The sequence below is a fragment of the Nocardioides sp. Z43_10 genome, assembly GCF_059766615.1.
This window is the reverse complement of record NZ_JCBAJY010000010.1, coordinates 69,798-89,422: the sequence shown is the minus strand read 5'-3', so window position 1 is coordinate 89,422 and position 19,625 is coordinate 69,798. Positions and strand designations below refer to the sequence as shown.

18 protein-coding genes and 1 tRNA gene are annotated in these 19,625 nt (G+C 68.4%); all 19 read left to right on the top strand.

The window, feature by feature from the left end; genetic code table 11:
- Positions 1-114 precede the first annotated feature (114 nt).
- The 19 genes from AC6EI4_RS17265 (at position 115) to rpoB (ending at position 19,545) form a co-directional block, all read left to right on the top strand.
- A tRNA-Trp gene (locus tag AC6EI4_RS17265) sits at positions 115-187 on the top strand.
- Between the two features lie 41 nt (positions 188-228).
- Positions 229-489, top strand: coding sequence for a preprotein translocase subunit SecE (gene secE / locus AC6EI4_RS17260; protein ID WP_498420743.1), 261 nt, complete (start codon positions 229-231; stop codon positions 487-489).
- Between the two features lie 94 nt (positions 490-583).
- On the top strand, positions 584-1,399 hold the full coding sequence (gene nusG, locus AC6EI4_RS17255) for a transcription termination/antitermination protein NusG (protein WP_498452218.1): 816 nt from the start codon (positions 584-586) through the stop codon (positions 1,397-1,399).
- A gap of 135 nt (positions 1,400-1,534) precedes the next feature.
- Positions 1,535-1,966: a 50S ribosomal protein L11 gene (gene rplK, locus AC6EI4_RS17250; protein WP_498420747.1), complete on the top strand. Its 432-nt coding sequence runs from the start codon at positions 1,535-1,537 to the stop codon at positions 1,964-1,966.
- A 101-nt stretch (positions 1,967-2,067) separates the two neighbouring features.
- On the top strand, positions 2,068-2,787 hold the full coding sequence (gene rplA / locus AC6EI4_RS17245; RefSeq protein WP_498420749.1) for a 50S ribosomal protein L1: 720 nt from the start codon (positions 2,068-2,070) through the stop codon (positions 2,785-2,787).
- A 306-nt stretch (positions 2,788-3,093) separates the two neighbouring features.
- Positions 3,094-3,720 carry a 50S ribosomal protein L10 gene (gene rplJ / locus AC6EI4_RS17240; protein WP_498420751.1) on the top strand — a complete coding sequence of 209 codons (627 nt, stop codon included), beginning with the start codon at positions 3,094-3,096 and terminating at the stop codon, positions 3,718-3,720.
- Between the two features lie 81 nt (positions 3,721-3,801).
- Complete coding sequence (rplL, locus tag AC6EI4_RS17235; RefSeq protein ID WP_498420753.1) at positions 3,802-4,188, top strand: 50S ribosomal protein L7/L12; 387 nt, start codon at positions 3,802-3,804, stop codon at positions 4,186-4,188.
- Between the two features lie 330 nt (positions 4,189-4,518).
- Positions 4,519-5,475: an ABC transporter ATP-binding protein gene (locus AC6EI4_RS17230; protein ID WP_498420756.1), complete on the top strand. Its 957-nt coding sequence runs from the start codon at positions 4,519-4,521 to the stop codon at positions 5,473-5,475.
- A gap of 15 nt (positions 5,476-5,490) precedes the next feature.
- Positions 5,491-6,267, top strand: a complete 777-nt coding sequence (locus tag AC6EI4_RS17225) for an MlaE family ABC transporter permease (protein WP_498421681.1) — start codon at positions 5,491-5,493, stop codon at positions 6,265-6,267.
- A 5-nt stretch (positions 6,268-6,272) separates the two neighbouring features.
- A complete protein-coding gene (locus AC6EI4_RS17220; protein ID WP_498420758.1) occupies positions 6,273-7,100 on the top strand; it encodes an MlaE family ABC transporter permease in 828 nt (275 codons plus the stop codon).
- A gap of 7 nt (positions 7,101-7,107) precedes the next feature.
- A complete protein-coding gene (locus AC6EI4_RS17215; protein ID WP_498420761.1) occupies positions 7,108-8,394 on the top strand; it encodes an MCE family protein in 1,287 nt (428 codons plus the stop codon).
- Positions 8,391-9,425, top strand: a complete 1,035-nt coding sequence (locus tag AC6EI4_RS17210) for an MCE family protein (protein ID WP_498452217.1) — start codon at positions 8,391-8,393, stop codon at positions 9,423-9,425. The genes AC6EI4_RS17215 and AC6EI4_RS17210 overlap by 4 nt, the downstream gene beginning before the upstream one ends.
- Positions 9,422-10,384 carry an MCE family protein gene (locus tag AC6EI4_RS17205; protein WP_498452216.1) on the top strand — a complete coding sequence of 321 codons (963 nt, stop codon included), beginning with the start codon at positions 9,422-9,424 and terminating at the stop codon, positions 10,382-10,384. The genes AC6EI4_RS17210 and AC6EI4_RS17205 overlap by 4 nt, the downstream gene beginning before the upstream one ends.
- 1 nt (position 10,385) lies before the next feature.
- A complete protein-coding gene (locus AC6EI4_RS17200; protein WP_498452215.1) occupies positions 10,386-11,522 on the top strand; it encodes an MCE family protein in 1,137 nt (378 codons plus the stop codon).
- Positions 11,519-13,030 (top strand): MCE family protein, encoded by a 1,512-nt coding sequence (locus tag AC6EI4_RS17195; protein ID WP_498452214.1) that lies wholly within the window; start codon positions 11,519-11,521, stop codon positions 13,028-13,030. The genes AC6EI4_RS17200 and AC6EI4_RS17195 overlap by 4 nt, the downstream gene beginning before the upstream one ends.
- Positions 13,027-14,328 (top strand): MCE family protein, encoded by a 1,302-nt coding sequence (locus tag AC6EI4_RS17190; protein ID WP_498452213.1) that lies wholly within the window; start codon positions 13,027-13,029, stop codon positions 14,326-14,328. The genes AC6EI4_RS17195 and AC6EI4_RS17190 overlap by 4 nt, the downstream gene beginning before the upstream one ends.
- On the top strand, positions 14,325-14,927 hold the full coding sequence (locus AC6EI4_RS17185) for a hypothetical protein (RefSeq protein WP_498452212.1): 603 nt from the start codon (positions 14,325-14,327) through the stop codon (positions 14,925-14,927). Before AC6EI4_RS17190 ends, AC6EI4_RS17185 begins: the two co-directional genes overlap by 4 nt.
- Entirely contained in the window at positions 14,927-15,820 is an 894-nt protein-coding gene (locus tag AC6EI4_RS17180) for a J domain-containing protein (protein ID WP_498452211.1), read from the top strand. The genes AC6EI4_RS17185 and AC6EI4_RS17180 overlap by 1 nt, the downstream gene beginning before the upstream one ends.
- Before the next feature lie 260 nt (positions 15,821-16,080).
- Complete coding sequence (gene rpoB / locus AC6EI4_RS17175; RefSeq protein ID WP_498420779.1) at positions 16,081-19,545, top strand: DNA-directed RNA polymerase subunit beta; 3,465 nt, start codon at positions 16,081-16,083, stop codon at positions 19,543-19,545.
- Positions 19,546-19,625 lie beyond the last annotated feature (80 nt).

The following is a 19,625-nucleotide window of genomic DNA, read 5'->3' as shown; positions in this document are numbered from 1 at the left end:
GGGGCGCGTTTGGACGCGGCATCGGTTCTCCCCGTACACTTCCCCGATGTGGTTCTCCACCTGCTGAGGCGTGCCCTCGGCGCCCGGTCAGACCGGGTGGTGGGAAGCGACTGAAGGGCACTAGCTCAACTGGCAGAGCATCGGTCTCCAAAACCGAAGGTTGGGGGTTCAAGTCCCTCGTGCCCTGCAAGGACAACTGGTCGATCGACGACGACAAGGTGGAAGAACGTGTCGGACAGCAGCGCGGTTCGCAACCAGCGCGGCAGTACGCCCGGCGATGAGGGCGGCAAGCGCACCAGCCCCCTCACGTTCTACCGCCAGGTCGTCGCCGAGCTTCGCAAGGTCGTCTGGCCGACACGGCCCCAGCTGGTCACGTACTTCATCGTGGTGCTGGTGTTCGTGCTGGTGATGATCGCGATCGTCTCGCTGCTCGACCTCGGGTTCGGAAAACTCGCCTTCGAGGTCTTCGGCGGCAGCGGCACCCAGTGACCGCCGGCCGGCGATCACGAGTCGCTCGGCCCTCAGTCCTGACCGTCCGGCACAAGCCGGGCGCGTAACGCACATCGAAGTGACGGAGCATCACGTGTCGGAGCAGTACGAGCCGGTCGAGGCCGAGGAGACGCAGGCCGTCGCCGGCGACTCCCTCGAGGAGACCGCCGCGTCCGCAGAGGACGCCGTCGAGGACGCCACCGAGCCCGTTGAGGCCGAGTCCGCGTCCCCCGAAGAGGACGACGACGCCGAGGACGACGACGCCGCCAGCGACGAGACCGAGGGCGACGACCCGCTCGAGGACTTCCGCCGCGAGCTCTGGGCCAAGCCCGGTGACTGGTTCGTCATCCACACCTACTCCGGCATGGAGAACAGGGTGAAGGCGAACCTCGAGAACCGCATCATCTCGTTGAACATGGAGGACTACATCCACGAGATCGTGGTCCCCACCGAGGAGGTCGCGGAAATCAAGAACGGCCAGCGCAAGCTGGTGCGCCGCACCGTGCTCCCCGGCTACGTCCTGGTCCGGATGGACCTGACCGACGAGTCCTGGGCGGCCGTGCGCCACACCCCCTCGGTCACCGGCTTCGTCGGCCACAGCCACCAGCCGGTGCCGCTGAGCATGACGGAGGTCGAGAACATGCTGGCCCCGGCCATCGTCGCCAAGGCGGCGGCCGACGCGCAGGCGTCCGGCCAGCCGGCCCCCGCGGGCGCTCCGGCCAAGAAGCAGATCGAGGTCGCCGACTTCGACGTCACCGACTCGGTGATGGTCGTCGACGGGCCGTTCGCGACGCTGCACGCCACGATCACCGAGATCAACGCGGAGTCCCAGAGGGTCAAGGCCCTCGTCGAGATCTTCGGCCGGGAGACCCCGGTCGAGCTGAGCTTCAGCCAGATCCAGAAGGTCTAGCTCAGCACGGTGGCCGGGGAGGTCGGCTGACGCCCTCCCCGCCATCACGCAACAACCAGGTGGCAGAGCCCCACCGGTCCGCACCGGCACCGGGCTCGTCGAGACCACGACGCACAAGCAAAAGGACCCGAAGTCATGCCTCCCAAGAAGAAGAAGATCGCTGCCCTGGTCAAGGTGCAGCTCCAGGCCGGGGCGGCTACTCCTGCTCCGCCGGTCGGTACCGCTCTCGGTCCGCACGGCGTGAACATCATGGAGTTCTGCAAGGCGTACAACGCGCAGACCGAGTCGATGCGCGGCAACGTCATCCCGGTCGAGATCACGGTCTACGAGGACCGCTCGTTCACCTTCGTCACCAAGACCCCGCCGGCCTCCGAGCTGATCAAGAAGGCTGCCGGCCTGCAGAAGGGCTCGGGCGTCCCGCACAAGGAGAAGGTCGGCAAGCTGACCAAGGACCAGGTGCGCGAGATCGCCACGACGAAGCTCCCCGACCTCAACGCCAACGACGTCGAGGCCGCCATGAAGATCGTCGAGGGCACCGCCCGCTCGATGGGCGTCACGACCGACTGATCTGAGTCCGGGGCCTCGCGCCCCTGACCGCCAGCACACTGAATCTGTGGCAGGGCCGCGCTGGCCCACCAGACCACGACTGGAAGAGAAGAGAACCAGACATGCAGCGCAGCAAGACCTACCGCGCGGCGGCGGAGCAGTTCGACCAGGACGAGCTCTACGCCCCGCTGACGGCGATCAAGATCGCCAAGAGCGCCAGCAAGAAGAAGTTCGACGAGACCCTGGACGTGGTGATGCGTCTCGGCGTCGACCCCCGCAAGGCCGACCAGATGGTCCGCGGCACCGTCAACCTCCCGCACGGCACCGGCAAGACCGCTCGGGTCCTGGTCTTCGCCAACGCCGAGAAGGCTGACGCCGCCCGTGAGGCCGGCGCCGACGTCGTCGGTGGCGACGAGCTCATCGAGAAGGTGGCCGGCGGCTGGCTCGACTTCGACGCCGTCGTCGCGACCCCCGACATGATGGGCAAGGTCGGTCGCCTCGGTCGCGTGCTCGGCCCCCGTGGCCTGATGCCGAACCCGAAGACCGGCACCGTCACCCCCGACGTGGCCAAGGCCGTCTCGGACATCAAGGGCGGCAAGATCGAGTTCCGCGTGGACCGTCACGCGAACCTGCACTTCATCATCGGCAAGGCCTCGTTCTCCGAGGAGCAGCTGGTGGAGAACTACGCCGCCGCCCTCGAGGAGGTGCTGCGCCTCAAGCCCAACAGCTCCAAGGGCCGCTACATCAAGAAGGTGACCGTCTCGACGACCATGGGCCCCGGCATCCAGGTCGACCCGAACCGCACCAAGAACGTCACCGTGGAGGACGAGGGTCAGGCCTGAGCCGACACTCGCCGTACCCCGGCAGCCACCGGCTCGTCGTCCTCGGACGACGGGCCGGTGTCGTCTTCGGCGGCGATTTGGTCCGGGCGCCGGATGCGCCTACAGTTCACGACTGAAGCCAGAGACCGCCGGTTGTCGCCCCCCTGGGGTGACCGAAGGTTCGCAGACGCGGATGCCAGCGCAGGTGACACAGAGCAAGAGTTCCGCCTCGTGCGGCCTCCCACGCCCCGTGCGCCTCGCGCCGGGGCGTTCGTCGTCTCCGCGCCAGGACCGGCATCTCGACAAGAGAAGTCCGGAAGGAGACCCATGGCGCGGCCAGAGAAGACAGCAGCCGTGGCGGAGATCGTTGAGTCCTTCAACGGTGCCGCTGGCGCTGTGCTGACCGAGTACCGCGGTCTCACCGTGAAGCAGCTGCAGGACCTGCGGCGCTCCCTCGGCGAGAACGCCAACTACGCCGTGGTCAAGAACACGCTGGCCAAGATCGCCGCCACCGAGGTGGGGATCGACGGCTTTGAGGACCTGCTGACCGGCCCGACCGCCATCGCCTTCATCAGCGGTGACGTCGTCGAGGCGGCCAAGGGTCTGCGTGACTTTGCCAAGGCCAACCCCGCCCTTGTCATCAAGGGTGGCGTGCTCGACGGCAAGCCCCTCGACGCCTCGGAGATCGCCAAGCTGGCGGACCTCGAGTCGCGCGAGGTGCTCCTGGGCAAGATGGCGGGCGCGATGCTCGCCTCGCTGAGCCAGGCCGTCTACCTCCTCAACGCCCCGCTCGCTCAGGCTGCCCGGCTCGCCGGCGCCCTGCAGGCGAAGGCGGAGGAGGACCCCTCGATCCTCGCAGGTGGTGCCGGCGTGCCGGCCGCTGCCGAGGAAGCCCCGGCCTCGGCCGAGGGCGCCCCGGAGGCCGACGAGGCCGCCGAAGCCGCCGACGCCTGATCCAAGGCTGACGCACACACCACCTGAAACCCCGGTCCGCCCGCGAAGCGGCGCGGACCACGAATGGAAGGAACCGCCACCATGGCGAAGCTCACCACCGACGAGCTGCTCGACGCGTTCAAGGAAATGACCCTCATCGAGCTCTCCGAGTTCGTGAAGCAGTTCGAGGACACCTTCGGCGTGACCGCTGCCGCTCCGGTCGCCGTCGCCGCTGCCCCCGCCGCCGGCGGTGGCGCTGCCGAGGCCGCTGCCGAGCAGGACGAGTTCGACGTCGTCCTCGAGTCGGCCGGCGAAAAGAAGATCAACGTCATCAAGGAGGTGCGCGCCCTCACCTCGCTCGGCCTCAAGGAGGCCAAGGAGCTGGTGGAGTCCGCCCCCAAGGCGATCCTGGAGAAGGTTGCCAAGGACGCCGCGGAGAAGGCCAAGGAGGCCCTCGAGGGCGCCGGGGCCACCGTCACCCTCAAGTGATCCCCGGCGCGGACACTCTCCGCGCCTGATCGCTGCACGACCCGCAAGGAGGCATCGCCTCCTCGCCGCCCAGGGCGGCCACCGATACCGGTGGCCGCCCTTCGTCGTTTGTCCACGACCAGGATGCGGCTCTTGTCACAGTAGGTGTACCTATGAGTAACATTCCGTGTCCGGTTTGGACGGATCGTCGGCGGGGGAGTGTCGAGGGCCGATCCGGCGTAACCTCCCGCATCGCTCGCCGTTGAATGTGGCAGCGATCACGTCGGGGGGCCGGGTCGAACAACACGAGGGTGGTCGAGGCGTGCCACGACCCAAGAGGGAGAGTGCCAGATGGGTGTCGAGATCCAGGTCGATGGTCTGACCAAGTCGTTCGGCAAGCAGCTCATCTGGGGCGACGTGACCCTGACCATCCCCGCGGGCGAGATCTGCGTGATGCTCGGCCCCTCCGGCACCGGCAAGTCGGTCTTCCTGAAGACCCTGATCGGGCTGCTCAAGCCCGACAAGGGCTCGATCATGATCGAGGGCACCGACATCGCCTCCTGCTCGGAGAAGGAGCTCTACGAGATCCGCAAGCTCTTCGGGGTGCTCTTCCAGGACGGCGCGATGTTCGGTTCGATGACCCTCTACGACAACGTCGCCTTCCCGCTGCGCGAGCACACCAAGAAGTCGGAGTCGGAGATCCGTCAGATCGTGATGGAGAAGATGGACCTCGTCGGCCTGGTCGGCACCGAGGACAAGCTCCCCGGCGAGATCTCCGGCGGTATGCGCAAGCGCGCGGGCATCGCGCGCGGGCTGGTCCTGGACCCCGAGATCATCCTCTTCGACGAGCCCGACTCCGGTCTCGACCCGGTGCGCACGGCCTTCCTCAACCAGCTCATCGTCGACCTGAACGCGCAGATCGACGCGACGTTCCTGATCGTCACCCACGACGTCAACACCGCGCGCACCGTGCCCGACAACATCGGTCTGCTCTACCACAAGCACCTGGCCATGTTCGGTCCCCGGGAGATGCTGCTCAGCTCCGAGGAGCCGGTGGTGCGCCAGTTCCTGAACGCCCAGCGGGTCGGCCCGATCGGCATGTCCGAGGAGAAGGACGCCGACGAGCTGGCCGCCGAGGAGGACCAGGAGCTGCCCCCGCTGCCGCCGATCCCGCTGCAGCAGGAGCCCTCGAACGGCGTCCCGCGGCGCAGCCAGCGCGCGCCGGGGGAGTGGTGCCGCCTCAACGGCGTGACGCCGCCGCCTGGGTCGTTCCAGGACCAGTACGCCGGCATCGTCACGGGGGCCTGATCCTCGGTGGCAGGCATCACCGCATCGCGAGCACTGGCTCCGATCGGGACCGCTGGAAAGCTCTTCGCGTTCGGTCTCGACGTCGGCCGCGGACTGTTCCGCCGGCCGTTCCAGTTCCGCGAGTTCATCCAGCAGGCCTGGTTCGTCGCCTCGGTCACGATCATCCCCACCGCGCTGGTGGCCATCCCCTTCGGCGCGGTCATCGCGCTGCAGGTCGGCGGCCTGGTCAAGCAGCTCGGCGCACAGTCCTTCACCGGCTCGGCCGCGGTGCTGGCCGTCGTGCGTGAGGCGGGACCGATCGCCACGTCGTTGCTGATCGCGGGCGCCGGCGGGTCGGCCATCGCGGCCGACCTGGGCGCGCGGAAGATCCGCGAGGAGCTCGACGCGATGATGGTGCTGGGCATCGACCCCATCCAGCGCCTGGTGGTTCCCCGGGTCCTGGCCTGCATGCTGGTCGCCGTCTTCCTCAACGGCCTGGTCAGCGTGGTGGGGGTGAGCGGCGGCTACGTCTTCAACGTCATCCTCCAAGAGGGCACACCAGGGGCCTATTTAGCGAGCTTCACCGCGTTGGCACAGCTACCGGACCTCTGGCAGGGGATGGCCAAGGCCCTGATCTTCGGCCTGATCGCCGCGATCGTCGCCTGCTACAAGGGCATGAACGCCGGCGGTGGCCCCAAGGGCGTCGGGGACGCGGTGAACGAGTCCGTGGTGATCACCTTCATGTTGCTGTTCATCGTCAACTTCGTGATGAGCGCGATCTACCTGCAGCTCGTCCCGCCGAAGACAGGCTGACGCCCATGTCCTCCATCAAGGCCGTCTACGAGCGGCCCATGAAGATGCTCGACAAGCTCGGTGAGGAGCTTGCCTTCTACGTGCGCGCCCTCTCCTGGGCCCCGCGCACCGTGCGCCGCTACAAGAAGGAGATCCTGCGCATCCTGGCCGAGATCACCCTCGGCTCCGGAGCGCTCGCCGTGATCGGCGGCACCGTCGGGGTGATCGCCGCGATGTCCTTCTTCACCGGCACCGAGGTGGGGCTCCAGGGCTACGCGGCGCTCAACCAGATCGGCACCGCGGCCCTGTCCGGGTTCGTCTCCGCCTACTTCAACACCCGCGAGATCGCGCCCCTGGTGGCCGGCATCGCGCTCGCCGCGACGGTCGGCTGCGGCTTCACCGCGCAGCTCGGCGCGATGAGGATCTCCGAGGAGATCGACGCCCTGGAGGTGATGGCGATCCCGTCGCTGCCCTTCCTGGTGACGACCCGGATCATCGCCGGGCTGATCGCGATCGTGCCGCTCTACGTCGTGGGCCTGTTCTCGTCGTACTTCGCGACCCGGCTGACCGTGACCGCGTTCTACGGGCAGAGCACCGGCACCTACGACCACTACTTCAACCTGTTCCTGCCACCGGGAGACGTGCTGTGGTCCTTCGGCAAGGTGCTGGTCTTCGCGGTCGTGGTGATCCTGATCCACTGCTACCACGGCTACAACGCCTCGGGCGGTCCGGCCGGGGTGGGCGTGGCCGTGGGGCGTGCGGTGCGTACCAGCATCGTGGCGATCAACGTCATCGACCTCTTCCTCTCGATGGCCATCTGGGGCGCCTCGACGACCGTGAGATTGGCGGGGTGAGGCGGCGATGAAGACGCTGAAGCTCAAGACCCTCGGCGTGGTCTTCCTGTGCCTGCTGCTCACCGGCGTCTGGCTGACCTACGCGGTGTTCACCAAGAAGTTCACCGACTACGACAAGGTCACCCTGCAGACCAGCAGCATCGGCCTGCAGCTGCCCACCCGCGCGGACGTGAAGATCCGCGGCGTCATCGTCGGCGAGGTGCTGGCGTTCGAGTCGGTGAGCGACGGCGCCGAGATCACCCTGGGCCTCTACCCCGACCAGGTCGAGACCATCCCGGCCAACGTGACCGGCTCGATCGTCCCCAAGACCCTGTTCGGGGAGAAGTACGTCTCGCTCGAGGTGCCGCCGGAGCCGGCCGCGAAGGCGATCAGCGCCGGCGACACGATCACCCGCACCGAGGTGTCGATCGAGGTCGAGAAGGTGCTCTCCGACCTGAACCCGCTGCTGCGCACCGTGCAGCCGGCGGACCTGAACAAGACCCTCAACGCGCTGGCCACCGCGCTCGGCGGCCGCGGCGAGCAGATCGGCGAGAGCCTCGAGACCCTCGACGGCTACCTCACCAAGATCAACCCGGAGATCCCGGCCCTGGTCGAGGACCTGCGGCTCACCGCCCAGGTCTCCGACCTCTACGCCGGCGTGGTGCCGGAGATCGCCGAGATCCTGCGCAACACGATCAAGACCACCGGGACGCTGGAGGACCGTGAGAAGGAGGTGCAGACGCTGTTCGCCGACGTCTCCTCCTTCGCCGACACCGCCGACGCGTTCCTCGAGGAGAACGGCGACAACCTGATCCGCCTCGGCGAGGTGGGTGCGCCGGTGACCCGGGTGCTGGCCAAGTACGCGCCGCAGTACCCGTGCCTCACCGAGGGCATCGTCGGCGCCGGCAAGCGCCAGGCGGAGGCGTTCCGCGGCTTCACCCTGCACATCAACCTCGAGCTGCTCCCCAACCAGCCCCGGGGGTACAACATGAACGACAAGCCTCGCTTCGGCGCCAAGAACGGGCCCTACTGCGGCCAGCTGCCCGAGCCGTCGTACTCGCAGGCGAACCCCTTCAACGACATCCCCAACTTCGACGATGGGGTCGACGAGCCCACCGGCAAGGGCACGATGCGCACCCAGCCCGGCTTCGGGAGCCAGGGCACGCCGGGCGTGTACGCCGGCAGCCCGGCCGAGGCGGGCCTGCTCAAGTCGCTGCTCGCACCGGCGCTCGGCACCGGGGTGCGCGACGTCCCGGACCTCGGTGTGCTGCTGCTCGGCCCGATGGCCCGCGGGAAGCAGGTGAGTCTGCGATGAAGATGCTCGACCGGACCACCGCCTCGGCCGGCGCCAAGCTGCTGGTGTTCATGGTGATCACCACGCTCGCCACCGGCCTGTTGGCCATCGTGATCGGCAACATCAGCTTCGGGGACAAGCGTGAGTACAAGGCCGTCTTCGTCGACGCCACCGGCGTCGTCAAGGGCGACGACGTGCGGGTCGCCGGCGTGAAGGTCGGCACCGTCGACGACATCGACATCGTCGACCGCACCCGGGCCCGGGTCACCTTCAGCGTGGACGCGGGCAGCCCGGTCACCGACGCCACCAACGTCGCCATCCGCTACCGCAACCTGGTCGGCCAGCGCTACCTCGCCCTGACCACCGAGGTCGGCGACACCGAGCCGCTCGAGGAGGGCGCGACCATCCCGGCCGCCAAGACCACCCCGGCGCTCGATCTCACCGTCCTCTTCAACGGCTTCAAGCCGCTGTTCCAGGCGCTCTCGCCCTCGGACATCAACAAGCTCTCCTACGAGATCGTCCAGGTCTTCCAGGGCGAGGGCGGCACGCTCGAGAGCCTGCTGGGGCACACCGCCTCGGTCACCTCGACCATCGCCGGACGCGACGAGCTGATCGGGGACCTCATCGACAACCTCAACACGGTGCTGGTCACGGTCGGCGACCGCGACGACCAGCTCTCCAAGCTGATCGTCAACTTCCGCCAGCTCGTGCGCGGGCTCAAGAACGACAGGAAGGCGATCCTCGGGTCGCTGGAGGGCATCTCGGACCTGTCGGTGGAGACCGCCGACCTGGTGTCGGGGATCCGCAAGCCCTTCGTCGACGACGTCCGCGGCCTGCGCCGCCTGGCCGGCAACCTCGACCGGGGCAAGGGCGAGATCGACCGGGCCCTGCAGGTCCTGCCGCTCAAGCTCGAGAAGGTGGGGCGCACCGCGACGTACGGCTCCTGGTTCAACTTCTACCTGTGCTCCTTCAAGGCGCGAGTGAACCTCCCGCTGAACGTGAGCCTTCCGGTCAACTACGACGTCGGGTCCTCAAGGTGTGATCTCGGATGATCCCGTTTCGCGAGCGCAACCCCGTCATCGTCGGCGCGATCAGCCTGGCGATGCTGGTGGCCATCCTGGTCGCGGCCTTCCGGGCCGGTGACCTGCCGATCGTGGGCGGCGGCGACATCTACCACGCGTCCTTCGCCGAGTCCGGCGGGCTCAAGGCCGACGACGAGGTCCGCATCGCCGGGGTCCGGGTCGGCAAGGTCGAGAAGGTCGAGCTGGTCGACGACCGCGTGCGGGTGCGGTTCCGCGTCGAGAAGGGCGCCGACTTCGGCACCGAGACCCGGGCGGCGATCAAGGTCAAGACCCTGCTCGGGGCGATGTACCTGTCCCTCGAGCCGGCCGGTGGCGGCCAGCTCGACACCGACCACGAGATCCCGTTGGCGCGCACCAGCTCGCCCTACGACGTGATCGACGCGTTCGAGGGGCTCGGCGAGACCACGGGCGACATCGACACCGGCCAGCTGGCCGCGTCGCTGACCACGCTCTCGGAGCTGACCCGCAACACCCCGCAGGAGTTCCAGGCCGCGCTCAAGGGCGTCTCCGCGCTGTCGTCGAACATCGCGGCGCGCGACCGGCAGATCAACACGCTGCTGAAGAACCTGGAGAAGGTCAGCACCACCCTCGACGAGCGCGACCAGGACATCGTCTCGCTGATGCGCGACTCCGAGGTGCTCTTCCGTGCCGTGGTGCGCCGACGTGCCGCGGTGCACCGGCTGCTGGTCTCCACCAGCACCCTCTCGCGCGAGCTGACCGCGATCGTCCGGGAGAGCCGGGCCGACCTGAAGCCCGCCCTGACCAGTCTCGAGAGCGTCGTGAAGGTGCTGAACAAGAACGAGGACAACCTCGACAACAGCCTGCGGCTGATGGCGCCGTTCTACCGCGTCTTCGCGAACACGCTGGGCTCCGGCCCGTGGTTCGACACCTACATCCAGAACATCCCGCCGCTCCCGGAGGTGGGCTGAGATGAACCAGGTCAAGAAGCTGCTCGTCCCGGGGATCGTGCTGATCCTGGTCGTCGCCGCCGGCATCGCCATGTTCGGCGGCAAGGAGCGCAAGTACCTCACCGCGCACTTCCCGCGCACGGTGTCGGTCTACGAGGGCAGCGACGTGCGGGTGCTCGGCGTGCCGGTCGGCGAGGTGGAGTCGGTGACGCCCTCGGGCACCGACGTCGAGGTGCGGATCGCCTACGACGCCGACGTCAAGGTGCCGGTGGACGCCAAGGCCCTGATCGTGGCGCCGGCGATCGTGGGGGACCGCTACATCCAGCTGGCCCCGGTCTACAAGAAGGGCGAGGTGCTCGCCGACGACGCGGAGCTGAGCACCGAGCAGACGAGCATGCCGCTCGAGCTCGACCAGATCTACCAGAGCATCGACGACCTGACCGTCGCCCTGGGGCCGACCGGAGCCAACAAGGACGGCGCCCTCTCGGACCTGCTCACCACGACCGCGGCGAACTTCGGGGGCCAGGGCGCTGCGCTCAACCAGACGATCAAGGACTTCGGGAAGTTCAGCGGCACGCTGGACGACAACAAGGAGGAGCTCTTCGGCGCCGCCGAGAAGCTCGAGTCGTTCCTCAAGACCCTGGCCGACAACGACGAGACGGTCCGCGACTTCAACACCTCGGTCGCCGACGTCTCCGAGCTGCTCTCCGGCGAGCGACGCGAGCTCTCCTCCGCCCTGCGCAACCTCTCGGTGGCGATGGAGACGGTCTCCACGTTCGTCAAGGACAACCGCCAGCTGCTGGGGCGCAACATCAAGGGGCTGAACCGGGTCTCCAAGGTGCTGGTCAAGCAGCGCGGCGCGCTGGAGCAGATCCTCGACGTCGCCCCGCTCGCGCTCAACAACCTCGCGCTGACCTACAACCCGCAGTCGGGCACGCTCGACACCCGGGCCAACCTGGGCGAGATCCTCAACCAGGTGCGCAACGACCCCGGTGTCCTGCTGTGCGGGCTGGTCAACCAGATCGACACGAAGGGCCGCATCTGCGACCTGATCAGCACGATCCTGCCGCGCTCCGCGGCGTTCGGACAGGGCGGTGTGGCGAGCTCCGCGGAGCGCTTCGACGCCACGCTCGCAGGCTTGGTGGAGGGACGCCGATGACCCGCACGACTCTCCCACGACGCGCACGCCTCTCCGCGCTGCGCTCGGCGGTGCTGGTGCTGTTCACCACCCTGCTGCTCTCCGCCTGCGACTTCAGCATCTACCAGATGCCGCTGCCCGGTGGCGCCGACACCGGCGACGACCCGATGACGCTGAGCGTGGAGTTCCACGACGTGCTCGACCTGGTGCCGCAGTCGACGGTGAAGGTCAACGACGTCAACGTCGGCATGGTGAAGCAGATCGACCTCGACGGCCAGACCGCCGTGGTGGAGCTCGAGATCCGTGGCGACACCGAGCTGCCCGCCAACGCGGTGGCCGAGATCCGCCAGACCAGCCTGCTGGGCGAGAAGTTCGTCCAGCTGGCCGCGCCCGAGGAGGGGGGCAGCGACGAGCCCCTCGCGGAGGGGGCCCGGATCCCGCTGGAGCGCTCCGGTCGCAACCCGGAGGTCGAGGAGGTGCTCTCCGCGCTCAGCCTCGTCCTCAACGGTGGCGGCATCGCCCAGGTGAAGACCATCGCGAACGAGCTGAACCTCGCGCTGGAGGGCCGGGAGGGCACGGCCCGGTCGGTGCTGCGCCAGGCCAACACCCTGGTCACCACCCTGGACGAGAACCGCGACGACATCGTCGACGCGATCGACTCCCTCAACGACCTCTCCAAGTCGGTGAACGCCCAGGAGCGCACGATCGAGCGGACGCTCGACGAGCTGCCCTCGGCCGTGGCCTCACTGGACACCCAGCGCGACGACCTGATCAAGGCGCTGCGTGCGCTGAACCGCCTCAGCAGCACCGGCGTCCGGGTGATCAAGGCGTCCAAGAACGCCACGATCACCACGCTGCGCCAGCTCACCCCGGTGATCAACAAGCTCGCCGAGAGCGGCGACCACCTGGTCAACTCCGTCCAGGTCATCCTGACCTACCCGTTCGTGGACGAGGTCATCGGCCGTGACCCGCAGGTGGCCCGCAACCTGCACATGGGCGACTACACCAACCTCTCGCTCCAGCTGGACCTCAACCTCGACGGCTCGCCCGTCACGGTCCCCGGTCTGCCCGAGGAGGTCTGCGTGCCGTTCCACCTGATCGACGACAACCTGGCCGACCTCGACCTCACCGAGCTCTGCAACGGTGCGCGCGAGCGGCTCAGCGCCTGCCTCAACGACCTCGTCGACGGCACGCCCGACCTAGCCGGCTGCGGCCGGTTCCTGACCGGCACGCTCAAGGACCTCACGAACGTCGTGTGCGCCACCCCGCTGGGGCTGCTGGCCGGCGCGCTGTGCCCCAAGCGCCCCCGTGGCGGCGCTGCCGGCGCCGGCGGTGGAAGCAGCGGGGAGGGCGGCAGCGGCAGCGGCCTGCTCGGCGGCCTCGGCGCGCTGCTCGGCCTCAACCGGGCGCCGCTGGGGCAGAGCCCCCAGCCGCCCACCAGCGGAACTGGAGCCACGATGGGTGAGCTGATGCAGACCTACGACCCGGACCTCGTCTCGCTGATGGTGCGCGGGACGGTGATCCGATGATCACCCGTCGCACCAAGGTGCAGCTGGTCATCTTCGTGGTGATCACGCTCGTCGGGGTGAGCTTCGTCGGAGCGCGCTACGCCCGCCTGGACCGGCTGCTCTTCGACGACGCCTACACGGTCGTCGCGCACTTCGGCGAGTCCGGCGGCATCTTCGCCGGCGCCGAGGTCTCCTACCGCGGTGTGCGCATCGGCGAGGTCGAGAAGATGGTGCTCACCGAGGACGGCGTCGACGTCCACCTGGGCATCGACAACGACCACGACGAGATCCCGGCCGAGACGCTGGCCGTGGTCGGCAACCGCTCCGCGGTCGGTGAGCAGTACGTCGAGCTCCAGCCGGAGGTCGACGACGGGCCGTTCCTCGAGAACGACTCCGAGATCCCGGCCGAGATGACGCGCACCCCGATCGCCACGCAGACCCTGCTGACCGACCTGTCCAACACGGTCAACTCCGTGGACCGCGACGACCTGCAGACCGTGGTGCGCGAGCTCGGCGTCGCCTTCGACGGCACCGGCGAGGACCTGCAGCAGATCATCGACACCAGCACCTCCTTCATCGACACCGCCGACGCCAACTTCGAGCTCACCACGGACCTGATCCGCGACAGCAACACGGTGCTGAGCACCCAGCTCGACTCCGCCGACTCGATCCGCTCGTTCGCCCGGGACCTGAGCCTGTTCACCGGCGCGCTGGCCGGCTCCGACGAGGACCTGCGCTCGGTGATCGACAACGGCAGCGCCACGGCCAACCAGCTGCGCCGGTTCCTCGAGGACAACGAGGTCGACCTGGCGTCGCTGATCAACAACCTGGTCACCACCGGCGACATCGTCCTCCAGCGCCTCGACGGCATCGAGCAGCTCCTGGCGATCTACCCCTACGTGGTGGAGGGCGGCTTCACGGTCGTCGCCAAGGACCCGCGCACCCAGCTCTACGACGCCCACTTCGGGCTGGTGCTGACGACCACGCCCGAGGTCTGCCACGAGGGCTACGAGGTCACCGACACCCGGCCTCCGCAGAACCTCGAGAACCGGCCGATGGTGATGAACGCCCAGTGCACCGAGCCCCCCTCGAAGACCAACGCCCGCGGCGCCTCGCAGGTCCCGCGCGCGGGGGCCGACTACGGCGCACCGATCGTGGCCGAGGTCGACGCCGCGACGGGTCGGGTCCGCTGGCAGGACGCTGCCGAGACGGCGGAGGAGGGCACTGCCACCAGCCCCGGTACGTTGGCCCCCCGAAGTCTTGGAGAGGAGTCGTGGAAGTGGTTGCTGCTTCGCCCGCTGACGCAGACGCGGAAGTGACCGACACCCGACCCGACCCCGATCCCGCGGGTGAGGAGGCGTCCCCCGAGACGCCGCTCGCGCCCCGGCCCGGCCGACTGCGGCGGGCCCTGCTCCCGGTCCTCGCGCTGGCCGTGCTGCTCGCCGGTGCGGCGCTGGCGTGGACGCTGGTGCGCGCCGACGGCGAGGGCGGCGTGCAGCGCACCCGCGACGAGGTGATGGCCCAAGCCGAGCAGTTCGTGCTCCGCGTCAACAATTTCGGCCCCGAGGACCTCGACGAGCAGGGCAAGCTGAGCGAGTACCAGGCGCTGGTCGAGGAGGTGATCACGCCGAAGCTCCAGGAGTCCTTCGCCGAGGGCGTCCCGATGAACGAGACGCGCGTGGCCCAGCTCGGCGAGACCAACATCGGCGACGTCTACGCGACGGGCGTCTCCAAGCTCGACGACGACTCCGCGACCGTGCTGGTCGCCGGGGGAGTGCGGGTCACCTACGACCCGCCGGCCGGCACCAAGCGCAAGGGGGTGCCGACGTCCTTCCAGTTCCGGATCCAGGCCGAGCTGGTCAAGGTCGACGGCACGTGGCTCGTCGACGAGTACACCCCCCTGGCCCAGGAGTCGTGATGCGAGCCAACTGGTACGACCTCCTCGACGTCGACCCGGGCGCGTCCCCGGCCGAGGTCAAGGCGGCCTGGAAGGCCGCGATCGCCGACCTCGACCCCACCGACCGCCGGTTCCGGGTGTTCAACCAGGCCGCCGAGGTGCTGCTCGACGACGAGCGTCGCGCGACGTACGACGCCGAGCTGGCCGCCGAGGCGGCCGAGGCTGAGGAGCCCGAGACCACGCCGGAGCAGGACGAGGCCGAGCCGGGGGAGGACTCCGAGAAGGTCTCCCTGGACAAGCCGGTCAGCGACGACGCGAGCGCCGCCACGGACCCGTCGACCCGCCGTCCCGCACCCGTGCTGCTGCTGGTCGCGCTCGGCGTGCTTGCCGTCGCGCTGGCCGCCGGCGCGGTCGCCGTGCACCTGTTCCGCCCGTCCACCGACGCGGTGGAGAAGGCGGCCGAGGAGGCCGAGCGGGCTGCTCAGCAGGCTGCCACCATCGTCTTCGCCTACGACCACACCCGGATGGCCGCGGACCGGGAGGCGGCCTCGGCGCTGCTGACCGGGGACTACCGCAAGGACTACCAGGAGCTGTTCTCGCTGCTCGAGGAGAACGCTCCGCGGCTGGGGATCAAGGTCGATGTGGAGTTCATCTCATCGGGCGTGGTGCGCAACGGCTCCGGGGACGAGGCCGACGACCGGGTGCAGGTCTTCGTCGCCTTCGACCAGCTGACCACCGACAAGCAGCGCACCGAGCCGGCCCGCACCGCGGCGTACGCCACGTTGACGATGGAGAAGGTCGACGGCGACTGGCTCGTCGCCGACGTCCAGGGCCCGCCGGTCGAGGAGGCGCCCGAGGCGGACTCCCCGGCGGCGCCGAGCGACGCTGGCGGCGACACGCCCGAGCAGGACTAGGCGCGAGCGGGCGCGACTGACCCGGCCTGTCCCCAACACGGGACGGTTGCGCTTGACCTTGGCCGCTGCGACGTCCAAGATGATCGCCATGGTCGCGACGCTCGTCGTCGCTTGACCCCCGCGATGGGTTGTCGCGCGCCCGCGGCTGCGCTAGTCTTCTTCTTTGCGCCCGCTCTCAAATACTCTTCGGCCTGCCCGGTGGCCGGTTTGTGGTGGGCCGGCGCCACACAACCTTCAGCGATCCCTTCGAAGGAAATCTCTTGGCCGCGCGCACCAACGCTGGTAACTCCCGTCGAATCTCTTTCGCAAAGATCAGCGAGCCTCTCGAGGTTCCACAGCTCCTCTCCCTGCAGACCGACAGCTTCGACTGGCTGGTCGGCAACGACAAGTGGCAGGCCGTCGTCGAGCGTCGCCTCGCCGCCGGGGAGGACGTGTCCCGCAAGTCGGGGCTGACCGAGATCTTCGAGGAGATCTCGCCGATCGAGGACTTCTCCGAGACGATGTCCCTGTCGTTCGAGAACCCGGTCTTCTATGACCCGAAGTACACCGTCGACGAGTGCAAGGAGAAGGACTTCACCTACTCCGCTCCGCTGTACGTCTCGGCGGAGTTCACCAACAACGACACCGGTGAGATCAAGGGCCAGACGGTCTTCATGGGCGACTTCCCCCTGATGACCGACAAGGGCACCTTCGTCATCAACGGCACCGAGCGCGTCGTGGTCTCCCAGCTGGTGCGCTCCCCGGGCGTCTACTTCGAGCGCTCGGCCGACAAGACGTCCGACAAGGACATCTACACCGCCAAGCTGATCCCCTCGCGTGGCGCGTGGCTGGAGTTCGAGATCGACAAGCGCGACCTCGTCGGCGTCCGTCTCGACCGCAAGCGCAAGCAGAACGTCACGGTGCTGCTCAAGGCCCTCGGCTGGACCAACGAGCAGATCCGCGAGGAGTTCGGCGAGTACGAGTCGATGATGCTGACCCTGGAGAAGGACCACACCCAGGGCCAGGACGACGCGCTGCTCGACATCTACCGCAAGCTGCGCCCGGGCGAACCGCCCACGCGTGAGGCGGCGCAGACGCTGCTGAACAACTACTACTTCAACCCCAAGCGCTACGACCTCGCCAAGGTCGGTCGCTACAAGATCAACAAGAAGCTCGGGCTGACCGAGGCCTTCGACCAGCAGACGCTGACCGTCGACGACATCGTCGCCGCGATCAAGTACATCGTCGCGCTGCACGACGGCCGCGAGCAGATGGACTCGCCCCAGGGCGAGCTCAGCGTCTCCTCCGACGACATCGACCACTTCGGCAACCGTCGCATGCGCACGGTCGGCGAGCTGATCCAGAACCAGCTCCGCACCGGCCTGGCCCGGATGGAGCGGGTGGTCCGCGAGCGGATGACGACCCAGGACGTCGAGGCGATCACGCCGCAGTCGCTGATCAACATCCGACCCGTGGTGGCGGCGCTGAAGGAGTTCTTCGGCACCTCCCAGCTGTCGCAGTTCATGGACCAGACCAACCCCATCGCGGGCCTGACGCACAAGCGTCGCCTCTCCGCGCTGGGTCCGGGTGGTCTCTCCCGTGACCGCGCCGGCATGGAGGTCCGCGACGTCCACCCGTCGCACTACGGCCGGATGTGCCCGATCGAGACGCCGGAAGGCCCGAACATCGGCCTGATCGGCTCGCTGGCCTCCTACGGCCGGATCAACCCGTTCGGCTTCGTGGAGACGCCGTACCGCAAGGTCGTCGACGGTCAGGTCACCGACCAGATCGACTACCTCACCGCCGACGACGAGGACCGCTACGTCATCGCGCAGGCCAACGCCGTCCTCGACGACGACCTGCGCTTCGTCGAGGAGCGGGTGCTGGTGCGCCAGCGCGACGGCGAGGTCTCGGAGATCCTGGCCGGCGAGGTCGACTACATGGACGTCTCGCCGCGCCAGATGGTGTCGGTCGCGACCGCGCTGATCCCCTTCCTCGAGCACGACGACGCGAACCGCGCGCTGATGGGCGCCAACATGCAGCGTCAGGCCGTGCCGCTGGTGGTCAGCGACTCGCCGATCGTCGGCACCGGCATGGAGTTCCGTGCCGCCGTCGACGCCGGTGACGTGGTCACCGCGGAGAAGGCCGGCGTCGTCAAGGACGTCTCGGCCGACGCGGTCGAGACCATGAACGACGACGGGACCTACCAGACCTACCGGCTGGCCAAGTTCCGCCGCTCCAACCAGGGCACCTGCATCAACCAGCGTCCGCTGGTCAGCGAGGGCGACCGGCTCGAGGTCGGTACGCCGATCGCCGACGGTCCCTGCACCGACCAGGGCGAGATGGCGCTGGGCACCAACCTGCTGGTCGCCTTCATGCCGTGGAACGGTCACAACTACGAGGACGCGATCATCCTCAGCCAGCGCCTGGTGCAGGAGGACGTCCTCACCTCGATCCACATCGAGGAGCACGAGGTCGACGCCCGCGACACCAAGCTCGGCCCCGAGGAGATCACCCGGGACATCCCGAACGTCTCCGAGGAGATGCTGGCCGACCTCGACGAGCGCGGCATCATCCGCATCGGCGCCGAGGTCACCACCGGTGACATCCTGGTCGGCAAGGTGACGCCCAAGGGCGAGACCGAGCTGACGCCGGAGGAGCGGCTGCTGCGCGCGATCTTCGGTGAGAAGGCGCGCGAGGTGCGCGACACCTCGATGAAGGTGCCGCACGGTGAGTCCGGCACGGTCATCGGCGTGCGGGTCTTCGACCGCGAGGACGGCGACGAGCTGCCCCCGGGCGTCAACCAGCTGGTCCGCGTCTACGTCGCGCAGAAGCGCAAGATCTCGGTGGGCGACAAGCTCGCCGGTCGCCACGGCAACAAGGGCGTCATCGCCAAGATCCTGCCGATCGAGGACATGCCGTTCATGGAGGACGGCACCCCGGTCGACGTGATCCTGAACCCGCTGGGCGTCCCGCGACGGATGAACATCGGCCAGATCCTCGAGCTGCACCTCGGCTGGCTGGCCAAGCAGGGCTGGGACCTCAACCTGCACGCCGACCCGGCCGACGCCGAGTGGAAGCAGCGCCTGATCAAGATCCACGCCGAGTCCGCGGAGCCCAACTCCAAGGTCGCGACGCCGGTCTTCGACGGTGCCCGCGAGGACGAGATCACCGGCCTGCTCGGCTCCACGCTGCCCAACCGTGACGGCGTGCGGATGATCGGCGAGAAGGGCAAGGCCGACCTGTTCGACGGCCGGTCCGGCGAGCCGTTCCCCGAGCCCGTCTCGGTCGGCTACATGTACATCCTGAAGCTGCACCACCTGGTGGACGACAAGATCCACGCCCGCAGCACCGGCCCCTACTCGATGATCACGCAGCAGCCCCTGGGCGGTAAGGCCCAGTTCGGTGGCCAGCGGTTCGGCGAGATGGAGGTCTGGGCGATGGAGGCGTACGGCGCCGCCTACGCCCTGCAGGAGCTGCTGACGATCAAGTCCGACGACGTCCCCGGACGCGTCAAGGTGTACGAGGCGATCGTCAAGGGCGAGAACATCCCCGACTCGGGCATCCCCGAGTCGTTCAAGGTGCTCGTCAAGGAGATGCAGTCGCTGTGCCTCAACGTGGAGGTGCTGTCCCAGGACGGCACCGCCATCGAGATGCGCGACGCGGAGGAAGACGTCTTCCGCGCCGCCGAGGAGCTCGGGATCGACCTGTCGCGTCGCGAGCCCAGCTCGGTTGAAGAAGTCTGAGTGACGCGGGAGGCGCACCCACCGGTGCGCCTCCCGGCCCTCGGTCCACACATTTTTCAAGAATCAAACGAAGGACAGCA

What these genes read in the sequence shown, in the direction of transcription:
- AC6EI4_RS17230 (WP_498420756.1), top strand. Translation starts at nt 4,519, where the DNA reads ATGGGTGTCGAGATCCAGGTCGATGGTCTGACCAAGTCGTTCGGCAAG.
- AC6EI4_RS17180 (WP_498452211.1), top strand. Translation starts at nt 14,927, where the DNA reads ATGCGAGCCAACTGGTACGACCTCCTCGACGTCGACCCGGGCGCGTCC.
- AC6EI4_RS17195 (WP_498452214.1), top strand. Translation starts at nt 11,519, where the DNA reads ATGACCCGCACGACTCTCCCACGACGCGCACGCCTCTCCGCGCTGCGC.
- rplK (WP_498420747.1), top strand. Translation starts at nt 1,535, where the DNA reads ATGCCTCCCAAGAAGAAGAAGATCGCTGCCCTGGTCAAGGTGCAGCTC.
- AC6EI4_RS17210 (WP_498452217.1), top strand. Translation starts at nt 8,391, where the DNA reads ATGAAGATGCTCGACCGGACCACCGCCTCGGCCGGCGCCAAGCTGCTG.
- AC6EI4_RS17205 (WP_498452216.1), top strand. Translation starts at nt 9,422, where the DNA reads ATGATCCCGTTTCGCGAGCGCAACCCCGTCATCGTCGGCGCGATCAGC.
- rplA (WP_498420749.1), top strand. Translation starts at nt 2,068, where the DNA reads ATGCAGCGCAGCAAGACCTACCGCGCGGCGGCGGAGCAGTTCGACCAG.
- AC6EI4_RS17200 (WP_498452215.1), top strand. Translation starts at nt 10,386, where the DNA reads ATGAACCAGGTCAAGAAGCTGCTCGTCCCGGGGATCGTGCTGATCCTG.
- rplJ (WP_498420751.1), top strand. Translation starts at nt 3,094, where the DNA reads ATGGCGCGGCCAGAGAAGACAGCAGCCGTGGCGGAGATCGTTGAGTCC.
- rplL (WP_498420753.1), top strand. Translation starts at nt 3,802, where the DNA reads ATGGCGAAGCTCACCACCGACGAGCTGCTCGACGCGTTCAAGGAAATG.
- AC6EI4_RS17220 (WP_498420758.1), top strand. Translation starts at nt 6,273, where the DNA reads ATGTCCTCCATCAAGGCCGTCTACGAGCGGCCCATGAAGATGCTCGAC.
- AC6EI4_RS17215 (WP_498420761.1), top strand. Translation starts at nt 7,108, where the DNA reads ATGAAGACGCTGAAGCTCAAGACCCTCGGCGTGGTCTTCCTGTGCCTG.
- AC6EI4_RS17190 (WP_498452213.1), top strand. Translation starts at nt 13,027, where the DNA reads ATGATCACCCGTCGCACCAAGGTGCAGCTGGTCATCTTCGTGGTGATC.